A 13,382-nucleotide genomic window follows, 5' to 3' on the forward strand; every position below is an offset into this window, starting at 1 on the left:
AGAAAAAATCAGATAAATAAGAACGGGAGAACACAAATGGAAAAACAAACAATTACTATCTACGATGTAGCTAGAGAAGCAAATGTGTCAATGGCAACTGTTTCACGTGTAGTGAACGGAAACCCAAATGTTAAACCTGCGACACGAAAGAAAGTTTTGGAAGTAATCGATCGTCTTGATTATCGACCAAATGCTGTTGCGCGTGGACTAGCAAGCAAGAAAACTACTACTGTTGGTGTAATTATTCCTGATGTCAGCAATATGTTTTTTGCTTCATTAGCTCGAGGAATCGATGACGTTGCTACAATGTACAAATACAATATCATTTTGGCTAACTCAGATGGTAACGACCAAAAAGAAGTAAACGTACTAAACAACTTGTTAGCAAAACAAGTTGATGGTGTGATTTTTATGGGTCATCATATTACGGATGAAATCCGCGGAGAATTTTCTCGCTCAAAAACACCAGTTGTTTTGGCTGGCTCTATTGACCCAGATGAACAAGTAGGTAGTGTAAATATTGATTATACTTCTGCAACAAAAGATGCAGTGAATCAATTAGCTAAAAACGGCAACGAAAAAATTGCTTTCGTTAGTGGTGCACTAATTGATCCAATCAACGGTCAAAATCGTTTGAAAGGGTACAAAGATGCATTGAAAGAAAACAACTTACCTTATAGTGAAGGGTTGATTTTCGAAGCAAGTTATAATTTCAAAGATGGTTTGTCATTAGTTGATCGTATCCATAACAGCGGAGCAACTGCTGTGTACGTTTCAGATGATGAATTAGCGATTGGTATTTTAGATGGCATGCTAGATAAAGGAATCAAAGTTCCGGAAGAATTTGAGATCATTACAAGCAACAATTCACTGCTAACAGAAGTAGCTCGTCCTCGTTTGACAAGCATTACCCAGCCTTTGTATGATATTGGCGCAGTTTCAATGCGTTTGTTGACAAAAATGATGAACAAAGAGGAAGTTGAAGAAAAAACAATTGTTTTACCTTATGGAATTGAAGAAAAAGGTTCAACAAAATAATTTTGACTTAAAAGCTAGCCATGAGCAATCCATTTGATTGCTCATGGCTAGCTTTTTTATACAAAGTAAAAACCCACGACGCCTATCGTGGGTTTTGCTTTTAATCATTATTCTTTTTGGTATCTTTTGTTTTGGAAGTTGTACGTGCATAGGCAGAAGCAGTTTTCCAATAATCCGTATAATTTTCATCTGTTCCACCAATACCAAATTTAAAGGTGCTCTTTTCTGGCTCATTTTTTGCCCAAAGAGATTCAACCGTATTACTTGGTGTTTGGATCGAACGTTTATTGACTGTAACTTTTCCAGGAAGTTGACCAGTAAAGGAAGCAACTTTTTCTTTTTTGACATCAGAGGAAAGTTCAAATTTTTCTTGTGTTGCAAAAACAGTTGGATTCGTTTGATAGACACGATTGATTAAATAAGCTAAATAGTTTGCGGAACGTTTTCCGGCTTGATTGTCCATTGGAGTGTTATCATCGTGTCCAGACCAACTGCTAATTGTAACCGATGGTGTTGAAACAATTAACCAAGAATCACGATATTCGTTGGTTGAACCAGTTTTTCCAACCCAATCAGCATTCCCTAACGTGCCATCTAGATTTGTAATCACTTCTTTAAATGGTGTAGTGATTTTTTGATCTAATACACTACGCATTAAGTTATTCATAATTGAAGCGGCTGCTTCTGAATAGACACGTACCGGCTTTTCTTCATGTTTGTAAATAACATTTCCTTCGTTATCTGTGATTGAATCAATCAGATAACCTTCTTGGTACACACCATTATTAGCTAATGTTTGAAATCCATTTGTTTGCTGAAGGGTGGTCACTTCTACAGTTCCTAATGGTGCAGATTCAACACCCCAGTTATCATTTTTCGGATAGTTCATCTTAGCTAAATAGTTATCATAAGCAGATTGTTTTGATCCACCTGAATCAAGTACATTTTGATACAAATGATAGGCAGGTATGTTATTTGACCAGTCTAAAGACTCACGAATCGTTTGGAAGGTATTGAGGTGTTGATTGGTTGCATTCACAATTTCCTCGCCAGAATTTGCGCCTTCTTTCCAAGTCGTCGTGTAGTTAGAAATTCGTGATTCGGAACCAACTAAGCCCATATCAATCGCGGGGCCATAAACCAATACTGGCTTGATTGAAGAACCAGCTTGGCGCATCATATCGAAGGCGTGATTATTTTGGCTTTGAGCGTAATCACGACTGCCAACGAAACCATAAATTCGACCCGTTCGATTGTCCATTAACACATTCCCAGTTTCGACACGAGTACCGGAAACGTCATCTAATAAATAACCATAATTTGCAACTGCATCCTGCATAGCTGCATAAATATCTTTATCAATGGTTGAATGAACGGTATAGCCTTTGTTTTGGATTGTTTGTTGTGCTTTTTGGTAGTAAGCATCGTACGTTTTACTATCAGTAAGGTCAGCATTATCTTTTTCGGCTAGTTGCTTAGTTACAATTTCAGTTGCATTATTCATAACAGTATAATAGAGAAATTCACGATCATTTTGTTCGGCAATTTGTTGCGGTAAGAAATCTTTGGTCAAATCGTAAGCTTTTGCTGCTTCGTATTCTTCCTTTGTGATCTTCTTTTCACGATACATACTGAATAAAACAAAATCTTTTCGTTCAAGTCCGTCAGAAACGTCTTCTTTCAAAGCACCAGTATTCGTGTAAGGACTATAAGTAATCGGACTTTGTGGCAAACCAGCAATAAAAGCAGCTTGCGGTAGAGAAACATCTTTTGCATCTACACCAAAAATTCCTTTTGCAGCTTCCTGCACACCAGCGATATTTTGTCCTTTGTTATTTCGGCCAAAAGGAGAAACGTTCAGATAGGTTGAAATAATCTCATCTTTAGAAAAATACTTTTCGACTTGTGCAGAAAGTAAAATCTCATTGGCTTTTCTTTTGAAGGTTGTTTCATCAGTCAAGATTTGTTGCTTAACTAACTGCTGTGTCAATGTCGAACCACCAGAAGAACCAATCCCAGTAGCTTCAGAAACTAAAGCACGCAAGACTGCTTTAGGTACAAAACCTTCATGTTCATCAAAATACTCATCCTCTGTACTAATAATCGCTGTTTTTAATAGAGGAGAAATCTTGTCTGAAGTGACGGTTGTTCGCATCAAATCTGTTTGAATGGTTGAAATCTCACTATTATCTGAATAGACAAGCTTAGATGTTTCTGTGATGTTGCCTAGATCAGCTTGCAATTCTTCTTTTGTTGGTGTCTGAGTATCTTCAACAAGGTAAGCAAAATAACCAGCCCCAATCCCGAGGCCAAGTGCACCAGCTAGTAACAAAAGTACGACAATCACGACTGCTAACGACTGAAAAACTCTAAAAATAATTTTAGGAATAAACCATTTTTCGGTGTTCGCGTGTTTCTTCCTTTTTTTAATATCTTTTTGTGGCAAAAGAGTCACCTCAACTATTGAATTATTTCGCTAATTATAGCAAAAAAACAGGCAAAAAAACAGGTTCTGCATTTTTTAGGATAAAATGACCAATTTTAATTGAAAAAAAGCATTCTTTTTGAAGAATTTTTTCAAGAGACAATCCTTAAACTTTTCTTTATGTATGGTTTCGGTTAAGATGAAAAAAGGGCTCAAAACAGACCAATTCATCTGGAGCAAACGACTGGAATAATAGGAGGAAAAATACATGTTACTAGGCTCACATGTTAGTATGAGTGGAAAAAAAATGCTTTTAGGCGCAGCTGAAGAAGCAGCAAGCTATGGTGCTTCAACTTTTATGATCTATACAGGCGCACCACAAAATACCAGAAGAAAAGCAATTGACGAAATGAATATTCCTGCAGGAAAGGAATTTATGGCAGAAAATGGTCTTTCAAATATTGTCGTTCATGCACCGTACATTATTAATTTGGGAAATACAGTCAAACCAGAAATGTTTCCTTTTGCAATTCAATTTTTAAGAGAAGAAATCGAACGTGCTGAAGCATTGGGCGCAACTCAGATTACTTTACATCCGGGTGCACATGTTGGCGCTGGTCCTGAAGCGGGAATTGCACGCATCGTTGAAGGACTAAATGAGGTATTGACGAAAGACCAAACAGCTCAGATTGCTTTAGAAACAATGGCAGGTAAAGGAACAGAAATTGGTCGAACGTTTGAAGAAATAGCGAAAATTATTGATGGTGTAACTTTGAATGAAAAATTATCTGTCACTTTTGATACTTGCCACACAAATGATGCAGGTTATGATGTGAAAAATGATTTTGATGGTGTGATGACTGAATTTGATCGAGTAATTGGTTTGGATCGTTTAAAAGTGTTACATATTAATGATTCTAAAAATCCCCAAGGCTCGCATAAAGATCGACATGCGAATATCGGCTTTGGAACGATTGGCTTTGATACATTGAACACAATTGTTCATGATGCTCGTTTTGAACAGGTATCAAAAATTTTAGAAACTCCTTACGTTGGAAAAGATAAAAAGAAAGCTTATGCACCTTATGGAAAAGAAATCACGATGTTCAAAGAACAAAAGTTTGATCCAACGATTTTTCCAGAACTGTTAGAAGAAGTATAAACTCAATTGCAAAAACAGAAACTAATAGGAAATAAATAAAAAAGAATCCGCAAAATCAACTGATTTTTGCGGATTCTTTTTGTTTTTTTAAGAGTGGCAGGAAGAGAGAGTTAGTTGTGATTGATTGTTTTGTGCCACAACCTTTATCCACGGTGTTCCCTAAGCAACTCCTCGAAATAGCTTGCGCTCACTTCAAAATATGAAAAGCGATTTTGAGTGCTTGCTTGCTATTTTTTCGGAGCTAAACGCTTAGAGCCACAACCTTTATCCACGGTGTTCCCTAAGCAACTCCTCGAAATAGCTTGCACTCACTTCAAAATATGAAAAGCGATTTTGAGTGCTTGCTTGCTATTTTTTTGGAGCTAAACGCTTAGAGCCACAACCTTATCCTTCTTCTTGCATAACTTCTTTTAGATAGCGTTCATGTTTCTTGTTTCCTTGATACAATTCAATGATGGTCCAAGCTAACAGTAATAACACTGCCACAATGATTGCATAGGCAATATTGTCGGCTAATGAGATTTCTGAAATCGTTGCTTGGTTACCAAAAAAACTTTCGATTTGTCCTGGTAAGCCTCGTAAATTGAGATAAGTTAGACTGATCACCGAGAACCAACCTAAAATTTTGATTACGAATGAATTTTTGAATTGTTTTCCCATTTCTACTTGACTATTCGTCATCATCAACAACGGAATCATTGAGAATGGTAAAGCAAAAGCCAAGAAGACTTGTGACTCATTCATCAAGTTATTTAATGCTTCATGTTCAGCAATGGCACTTTTTCCGCTGGTTAACATGACACAGATTAAAACAGGAATAACTGAAAGTAAGCGAGTGACTAAACGACGTAACCAAACAGGGATGCGCATATGGATAAAGCCTTCCATAATAACTTGTCCAGTCAAAGTACCCGTAATTGTTGAGTTTTGACCAGAAGCAAGAAGGGCAACCGCAAATAAAGTAGAAAGAATTCCGGATTTTGCAACTTCCCCTAAAATACCATTACTCATGGTTGCTGGATTTGATAAAGCTTCATAAAGACCAAAGAAAGAAGGGTCTTTTACGGTCCCAGTTTTGAAAACGGCAACGCCCATAATCAATAGAAGTGCGTTAACAAGAAACGCCATAGACAATTGAATATTGGAGTCCCAAGTAGTAAAACGTACTGCGCGAGCCACATCTGCGTTGTCATCATGGTTAATTTTTCTTGTTTGTGAAACAGCGGAATGGAGATACAAATTATGTGGCATCACTGTTGCTCCAATAATACCTAAAGCACCAGTCAACGGTGTTTGTCCACCGATTGCAGGACTATCAGAAAACGTATGACTGTTCGGAATGAAGCCTGCAAATAAAGCGCGCCAATCTGGATCAGATAAAGCAACTTGATAAACGAAAACGAATAGAATCACGAAAATCAAGCAAACAACAATTGCTTCGATTTTTCGAAAGCCAACTTTTGTTAACAATAAAAGTAAGAAGACATCAAAAACAGTGATGAAGACAGCAACGACTAACGGAATTCCAAATAGGAGATAAAGAGCAATTGCTGCACCAATAACTTCAGCGATATCAGTCGCCATAATCGCTAATTCTGTCAGTACCCAGAGGATAGCACCTAGTGTTTTACTGGTACGAGCCCGAATGGCTTGAGCTAAGTCCATTTGGCTAACAATACCTAATTTTGCTGCCATGTATTGAAGAAGCATGGCAATCAAACTTGACATTAAAATGACTGACATGAGTAAATATTGAAAATTTTGTCCACCTGTAATAGAGGTTGACCAGTTACCTGGGTCCATATAGCCAACAGCGACTAAAGCGCCAGGACCAGAGTAAGCAAGTAAAGTTTTGAAAAAACCTTTTCCTTTTGGTACTTCAACTGTACCATTGACTTCGGCCAAGGATAAACCGTTTGTATGTTCAATTAGGTGATGTTTATGTTGGTTCGAATTTTCCACAATCAAACCACCTTTCTGTTTTGGTTTTACGACTACATTTTACACCTAATTAAATAAAATTCAAGAAAAAGATTCGGTTAGCCTAAAATTTATAATAAGGCATACCTTCTTGCGCAGAGGTGGAAAAATCAGAAAGAAAAGGGGCGCAGTAGGATTTTTATTCAATTTTTTACGCATTATTCAGAAAACGGCTTTTCTTTTTATAAAATCTTTAGTAAAATGTTTTATTGAGAGCAATTCGGAAAAAGGAAAGGAGAGATTTACATGGTATCAACAGGTATTGTCGTACTTATCGCTGTAATCGCGTTACTAATCGGCGCAATTGGTGGATTCTTTTTTGCGCGCAAATATATGCAAGACTATTTAGAAAAAAATCCTCCCGTTAATGAGGACATGTTACGATCAATGATGATGTCAATGGGGCAAAAACCATCTGAAAAGAAAATTCGTCAGATGATGCAACAAATGAAGAACCAAGGTAAAAAATAGGTTCTCTCTCCAAAGTTGACATACTTTTAAGCGGGCTGATTTTTCAGCTCGCTTTTTTTGGTTGTAGTTGTTAGAAAATTTAGAAAATTTTGGATGGATGCTCTTGAGAAAAATTAAAGGAGGCATAAAATGTCGATTTTTAGAAAACTTGGTTGGTTTTTCAAACAAGAAAAAAAGCACTATTTTGTAGGCGTTCTTTCGTTGATGGTTGTTGCACTTGTCCAACTAGTTCCTCCAAAAGTAATCGGACTGATCATTGATGAAATCGCAGATAAAAAAATCTCATTGTCGACGATTGCCTTTTGGATTGTCATCTTATTAGTGGCAGCTGTTCTTCAATATCTTTTTCGTTACATTTGGCGTATGAATATTTGGGGAAGTGCCGCACGACTTGAAAAGGAGTTACGCCAACGCTTATTTGATCACTTTACTAAAATGGATACACTCTTTTATCAAAAATACCGGACGGGTGACTTGATGGCCCATGCGACAAATGACTTAAATGCAATCCAAAACGTAGCTGGTGCAGGAATCCTAACCTTTGCAGATTCAGTAATCACTGGAGGTGCAACAATCATTGCGATGATTTTGTTTGTGGATTGGCGACTGACGCTGATCGCGCTGATTCCGTTACCATTGTTGGCTGTAACATCGCGTGTGTTGGGTACCAAGCTTCATGACGGATTTCGTGAAGCGCAAGAAGCCTTTTCATCGATTAATGATAAGACACAAGAAAGTATCACGGGTATCAAAGTAATCAAAACGTTTGGACAAGAAAAAGAAGATTTAGCAGATTTTGAAACAAAGATTGCGGAAGCAATTGAAAAAAATAAACGAGTGAATTTTTTAGATGCCTTATTTGATCCATTTATTACACTGATTATTGGTATTTCTTATGTGTTGACAATTATTCTTGGAGGCAAATATGTTTTAGAAGGAACAATCACAATTGGTCAGCTAGTTTCTTTCATTAGTTATATCGGGATGTTGGTATGGCCAATGTTTGCGATTGGTCGTTTATTCAATGTATTGGAAAGAGGGAATGCTTCTTATGATCGCGTAAACGAGCTATTACATGAACAAACACATATTGTTGAACAAATGGGCGCCATTCAAACGCCAGCTAAAGGTGAGTTAGTCGTTGCTATTGATTCATTCAGTTATCCTGAAGAAAAAGGACTTGCATTAGAAAAAATTGATTTTACAGTTCATGAGGGGAACACTTTAGGGATTGTAGGGAAAACAGGTGCAGGGAAAACAACAATTCTTAAACTCTTGATGCGTGAGTACGACCAATATCAAGGAAAATTGATGATTGGTGGGAAGAATATCAAAGAGTACTCTCTAGATGCGTTACTGCAGTCAATTGGTTATGTTCCACAGGATCATTTCTTATTCTCTATGACGATTCGTGAGAATATTCGTTTTTCTAATCCCACACTGACAGAATCTTCGGTAGAAAAAGCTGCAACGATGGCATTTATCAATAGTGAGATTAAAGAGTTACCAAAAGGGTATGACACGTTAGTTGGTGAACGTGGCGTGTCTTTGTCAGGGGGACAAAAGCAACGAATTTCTATCGCGCGAGCATTAATTCAAAATCCAGAGCTATTGATTTTAGATGATGCGTTATCGGCTGTCGATGCTAAAACAGAAGAAGCAATTCTCCAAAATCTAAAGTCGAATCGTAAAAATAAAACGACAATTATTGCGGCTCATCGTTTGAGCAGTGTCATGCATGCCCAAGAAATATTAGTTATCGATCAAGGAAAAATCATAGAACGCGGAACACACGAGGAGTTATTAGCACGAGGTGGCTGGTATCAACAAATGTGGGAAAAACAACAACTAGAAGCAAAAATCGAGGGAGGTGAAGCGTAATGGAAGAAAATTATCAATCAGAATGGACTAAATCAATTCCTTTAAAAGAACAGAAGCAGATTATCAAACGGTTACTGGTCTTTGCCAAACCATTTAAGCAAACATTTATCGTGGCTATTTTATTTGCGTTAAGTTTATCTGTCATCAACGTCATTTTGCCAAGGATCATCCAATCATTTATGGACAATCATTTAGCAAATCAATCAGCAACGACTCAAGTGATTTTGTTTTTTGCTGGATTATATTTATTTGGGGTCATTGTCAAAAGTATTATCTGGTTTTTCCAGTGGTATTTGTATTCGATGGCTTCCTTAAAAACCTTTCAGCATATTCGAGTGAAATTGTTTGAAAAACTTCATACATTAGGCATGCGTTATTTTGACCAGACACCAGCGGGTTCAATCGTTTCGCGTGTCACGAATGATACTGAAACATTGTTTGAATTTTGGTATGTATTCTTGATGGTTTTGACGGGAATCTTTGCGGTGGTTTCTTCATTAGCTGCAATGATTCAGATCAATGTAAAAATTACCCTCTGGATGTTGATCTTTTTACCAATTTTAGGTGTAGTCATTTGGTATTATCAAAAATTCAGTTCTCGGATTTACCGGAACATGCGGGAAAAATTGAGCCAGCTGAATACCAAATTGAATGAATCAATTTCTGGTATGAAAATTATTCAGCAATTTCGACAAGAAACGCGGTTGTCAAATGAATTTGAAGAAGTAAACGATGACTACTTGGCGACTCGCTATGCGATGATCAAAACGAATTCAATTTTGTTGAGTCCAATCATCAATTTTTTATATGCGCTAGCAATCGCACTTGTCTTAACTTTATTTGGAATCGATGCCTTGCATTCACCAGTGGAAGTTGGATTGATTTATGCGTTTACGACGTATGTTCAAGGTTTCTTTAATCCTATGTCACAAATGATGGATTTTTTAAGTGTCTTCACCGATGGAATTGTTGCTGGAAGTCGAATCTTAAAAATTATGGATACGACAGAATATGCGCCACAACAAGAAGAAAATGCTAGCGGCGAAATTATCAATGGAAAAATCGAATTTAGAAATGTTAGTTTTTCTTATGATGGAAAAAACAATGTTTTAAATAATATCTCGTTTGTTGCAAATCCTGGTGAAACAGTAGCTTTAGTTGGACATACAGGTAGTGGGAAAAGTTCGATCATCAATGTCTTGATGCGCTTTTATGAATTTTATGAAGGTGAGATTTTGATTGATGATCGTGACATCCGCTCTTATCCAATCAATGAACTTCGAGAAAAAATGGGGTTGGTTCTCCAAGACGCATTCCTATTTTACGGTGATATTGCTGGAAATATCCGTATGTTTAACGAGAAGATCACAGATGAACAAATTCGCGAAGCTGCTGAGTTTGTCCAAGCCAATCGATTTATTGATGAGTTGCCACAAGGGTATCATTCTAAAGTGATTGAACGAGGAGCAAGTTATTCTAGCGGGCAACGCCAGTTGATTACTTTTGCGCGGACGATTGTGACAGATCCTAAAATTCTTGTATTGGATGAGGCGACAGCAAACATCGATACGGAAACAGAAGGCTTGATTCAGGAGGGTTTGGCTAAAATGAGGCAAGGGCGAACAACCATCGCCATCGCTCACCGACTATCGACCATTCGTGATGCAGAACTTATCTTGGTTCTAGATAAGGGGAAAATTGTTGAACGAGGAAGTCATGAAGAACTGTTACAAATTGGCGGTTTGTATGCAGATATGTATCAACTACAAAGCAGTTAATCAATAGTAAAAATAAAGCAAGCAAAGAAGAGAGCCTAAATGGCTCAATTCTTTGCTTGCTTTTGTGTTGAAGGAAAAAGCTGTTACGTAAAAGTCAATTGGGTAAAAAGGAATCTTTGACTTGAAAGTTTTCCCCATGGTTTTCTTGCATGATTGAAGAACTGATTGGACGTTTATCAACTTTTTGTCCAACAGCAATCAAATGGTTCAAGTTTTGTTGATAATTTTCAGCAAAGACACAGCCATAAAGTACATCTAGCAAATAGCAGATTGACGTATTGATTGTAAAATTCCCGATTTTTGAATAAAGTCGTTCTCGAGTTGTCAAACGCAAGACAACGGTGCTTAAAGTGGAAAGACTGCATTCGCCGATACTTGTCAAAGCTAAAATAGGCACATTTTTTTCACGTAAAATGTGTGCAGTTTTTAAAATCATTTGATTTTCACCCGTGTAAGAAATCAGTAAACCACATGTCTCTTCATCACAGTTATATGCTTCATAAGATGATTCGCCAAATGTAGTCACGACATGAACATCCATTTTGATACGTTTCATTTTTAAAATGAAATCTTGGGAGATCAATGTATTGGCATTGCTAGCAAAAATGACAATTTTTTTTGCTTTAAGTAATAACTGTTTTGCTTGTTGTAAGTCATCATGATGAATCAGTGAAAGCGTATCTTGAATCGTTGTTTGTTCCAAAGAAGCTAATTTATTTGCGATAGTCATGATTCCTTCTTCGCCCGTAAAAGGCAGATTGGCATCCACTTCTTGAAAGTTTCTTTCTAAGTATTCAGCTTCAGCTAAAAAAGTATCTCGTAATTCAATCCAGCCAGTGAATGCTAATTTTTTTGCTACACGAATCAATGTCGAAGGATGAACGAAAGCTTGATTGGCAATTTCTTGAATCGTCAATTGTGCAACTTGTTGTGTGTTTTCAAAGAGGAAGTGAACGACTTGTGTCTCGGCTGGTGAAAAAGTAGTTTGTTTGATTTTTTCTCGTAAAAGCATTGGACACCTCTTTTTTTACATAAATTATATCTTTTTTGTGAATGATTTGTAAACGTTTTTACATTGTTGTATGAATAAATCAACAAATTACAAGAGAAAATTGGAATTGAACAAAGTAGTATTTACAAAAATAGTAAAAAAATTGTTAGTTTTTGTAAATGTCTCTGCAAAGTTAAAGAGGTGTATTGAGAATTTCTTTTACAAAAATGATAATGAAAATGTAAACAAAATTGAAGGAGTGAGCACATGACAAAAGGAATCAAGATTGCGACGATTGGCGGCGGCAGTAGTTACACCCCTGAATTAATGGAAGGCTTTATCAAACGCTATGAAGAATTACCAATACGTGAAATTTGGCTAGTTGATGTTGAAGCTGGAAAAGAAAAACTAGAAATTGTTAGTAAAATGGCCCAACGAATGTGGGATGCTACCCCTTATGACGTGAAAATATATGCAACACTTAATCGCGAAGAAGCGCTGAAAGATGCTGATTTTGTAACAACTCAATTTCGAGTTGGTCAGTTAGATGCACGTGTGAAGGATGAACGAATTCCTGCTTATTATGGCATGATTGGTCAAGAAACAAATGGTGCTGGTGGAATGTTTAAAGCTTTTCGTACTGTTCCTGTGATTTTGTCTGTGGTTGAAGATATGAAACGTTTATGTCCGAACGCATGGCTCATTAATTTTGCAAATCCAAGTGGTATGGTAACAGAAGCGGTTGTTCGTTATGGGAAATGGGATCGTGTCATTGGTTTATGCAATGTACCTGTTATGGCAATGATGACTGAACCTGAAATGCTGGGTGAGAAGAAAGAAGATTTGATTTATAAATTTGCAGGGCTAAATCATTTTCATTGGCATAAAGTCGCAGACAAAACAGGGAAAGATATTACAGATCGATTGATTGAACGACTTTATGATGAAGATAATGGATTACCAAAAAACATTTTCGATATTCCGTTTTTCAAAGAACAATTAAAACAAATGCAGATGGTCCCTTGCGGCTATCATCGTTATTATTATCGTGAAGAAGAAATGCTTGCACATGCACTGGAAGAATATCGGACAATCGGTACTCGTGCCCAACAAGTGAAAGAAACAGAGGCAGAACTATTTGAGCTTTATAAAGATCCAAATCTTGATCATAAACCTGAGCAGTTACAAAAACGCGGTGGTGCATATTATTCAGATGCTGCTTGTGAAACGATTGCCTCGATTTATGGAAACAAAGAAACTCAAATCGTCGTTTCCGCAAAAAATGAGGGTGCCGTTCCTGATCTACCAGCAGATTGCGTTGTGGAAGTAACTGCCTATGTCGGTGCTCAAGGTGCGCGAAATGTTGCCTTTGGTTCATTAGCACCGGCTGAAAGAGGTTGGTTGCAAGTAATGAAAAATATGGAATTACTAACCATTGAAGCTGCCGTAACTGGTGATTATGGAACAGCATTACAAGCATTTACAATCAATCCGTTGGTCCGTTCAGGAGAAACAGCGAAACGAATCATGGATGAGTTGTTTATTGCACATCAAGAATATTTGCCACAATTTAGTGAAACAATTGAACGATTAAAACAAGAAGGCGTTGAGGTACAAGATGAAGTAGCTCGTGAATTAGACGCAGTGAAAGTTTGA

9 protein-coding genes are annotated in these 13,382 nt (G+C 37.1%); 6 read left to right on the plus strand and 3 right to left on the minus strand.

Annotated elements, in window-relative coordinates; all coding sequences use genetic code 11:
* Nucleotides 1–36 precede the first annotated feature (36 nt).
* The gene (gene ccpA, locus AC4BD1_RS03115) at nt 37–1,038 is read left to right on the plus strand and encodes a catabolite control protein A (protein ID WP_067483841.1); all 1,002 of its coding nucleotides are present in this window, start codon (nt 37–39) and stop codon (nt 1,036–1,038) included.
* 100 nt (nt 1,039–1,138) lie between these two features.
* On the opposite strand, the gene AC4BD1_RS03120 is transcribed toward ccpA, so the two are convergent.
* Nucleotides 1,139–3,493 (minus strand): transglycosylase domain-containing protein, encoded by a 2,355-nt coding sequence (locus tag AC4BD1_RS03120; protein WP_490485796.1) that lies wholly within the window; start codon nt 3,491–3,493, stop codon nt 1,139–1,141.
* Between the two features lie 238 nt (nt 3,494–3,731).
* Here AC4BD1_RS03120 and AC4BD1_RS03125 point away from each other — a divergent pair, with 238 nt between their 5' ends.
* Entirely contained in the window at nt 3,732–4,625 is an 894-nt protein-coding gene (locus AC4BD1_RS03125) for a deoxyribonuclease IV (RefSeq protein WP_206909719.1), read from the plus strand.
* A gap of 384 nt (nt 4,626–5,009) precedes the next feature.
* Here AC4BD1_RS03125 and AC4BD1_RS03130 read toward each other — a convergent pair whose 3' ends face one another.
* Complete coding sequence (locus AC4BD1_RS03130) at nt 5,010–6,587, minus strand: Nramp family divalent metal transporter (RefSeq protein ID WP_490466957.1); 1,578 nt, start codon at nt 6,585–6,587, stop codon at nt 5,010–5,012.
* Between the two features lie 264 nt (nt 6,588–6,851).
* On the opposite strand from AC4BD1_RS03130, the gene AC4BD1_RS03135 reads away from it, so the two are divergent.
* The 3 genes from AC4BD1_RS03135 to AC4BD1_RS03145 all read left to right on the plus strand — a co-directional run bounded on the left by AC4BD1_RS03135 (nt 6,852) and on the right by AC4BD1_RS03145 (nt 10,735).
* Complete coding sequence (locus AC4BD1_RS03135) at nt 6,852–7,076, plus strand: YneF family protein (RefSeq protein WP_071868695.1); 225 nt, start codon at nt 6,852–6,854, stop codon at nt 7,074–7,076.
* 129 nt (nt 7,077–7,205) lie between these two features.
* The gene (locus tag AC4BD1_RS03140) at nt 7,206–8,957 is read left to right on the plus strand and encodes an ABC transporter ATP-binding protein (protein ID WP_490466958.1); all 1,752 of its coding nucleotides are present in this window, start codon (nt 7,206–7,208) and stop codon (nt 8,955–8,957) included.
* The gene (locus AC4BD1_RS03145) at nt 8,957–10,735 is read left to right on the plus strand and encodes an ABC transporter ATP-binding protein (RefSeq protein ID WP_490485797.1); all 1,779 of its coding nucleotides are present in this window, start codon (nt 8,957–8,959) and stop codon (nt 10,733–10,735) included. The genes AC4BD1_RS03140 and AC4BD1_RS03145 overlap by 1 nt, the downstream gene beginning before the upstream one ends.
* 94 nt (nt 10,736–10,829) lie before the next feature.
* On the opposite strand, the gene AC4BD1_RS03150 is transcribed toward AC4BD1_RS03145, so the two are convergent.
* The gene (locus AC4BD1_RS03150) at nt 10,830–11,747 is read right to left on the minus strand and encodes a MurR/RpiR family transcriptional regulator (RefSeq protein ID WP_206909725.1); all 918 of its coding nucleotides are present in this window, start codon (nt 11,745–11,747) and stop codon (nt 10,830–10,832) included.
* Between the two features lie 246 nt (nt 11,748–11,993).
* Here AC4BD1_RS03150 and AC4BD1_RS03155 point away from each other — a divergent pair, with 246 nt between their 5' ends.
* The gene (locus AC4BD1_RS03155; protein WP_206909727.1) at nt 11,994–13,382 is read left to right on the plus strand and encodes a 6-phospho-beta-glucosidase; all 1,389 of its coding nucleotides are present in this window, start codon (nt 11,994–11,996) and stop codon (nt 13,380–13,382) included.

It is taken from the genome of Enterococcus sp. DJ147D b, assembly GCF_058216655.1.

Bases quoted from the DNA above. Each gene is read 5' to 3' on its own strand.
- ccpA (WP_067483841.1), top strand. From the start codon at position 37: ATGGAAAAACAAACAATTACTATCTACGATGTAGCTAGAGAAGCAAAT.
- AC4BD1_RS03125 (WP_206909719.1), top strand. From the start codon at position 3,732: ATGTTACTAGGCTCACATGTTAGTATGAGTGGAAAAAAAATGCTTTTA.
- AC4BD1_RS03135 (WP_071868695.1), top strand. From the start codon at position 6,852: ATGGTATCAACAGGTATTGTCGTACTTATCGCTGTAATCGCGTTACTA.
- AC4BD1_RS03140 (WP_490466958.1), top strand. From the start codon at position 7,206: ATGTCGATTTTTAGAAAACTTGGTTGGTTTTTCAAACAAGAAAAAAAG.
- AC4BD1_RS03145 (WP_490485797.1), top strand. From the start codon at position 8,957: ATGGAAGAAAATTATCAATCAGAATGGACTAAATCAATTCCTTTAAAA.
- AC4BD1_RS03150 (WP_206909725.1), bottom strand. From the start codon at position 11,747: ATGCTTTTACGAGAAAAAATCAAACAAACTACTTTTTCACCAGCCGAG.
- AC4BD1_RS03155 (WP_206909727.1), top strand. From the start codon at position 11,994: ATGACAAAAGGAATCAAGATTGCGACGATTGGCGGCGGCAGTAGTTAC.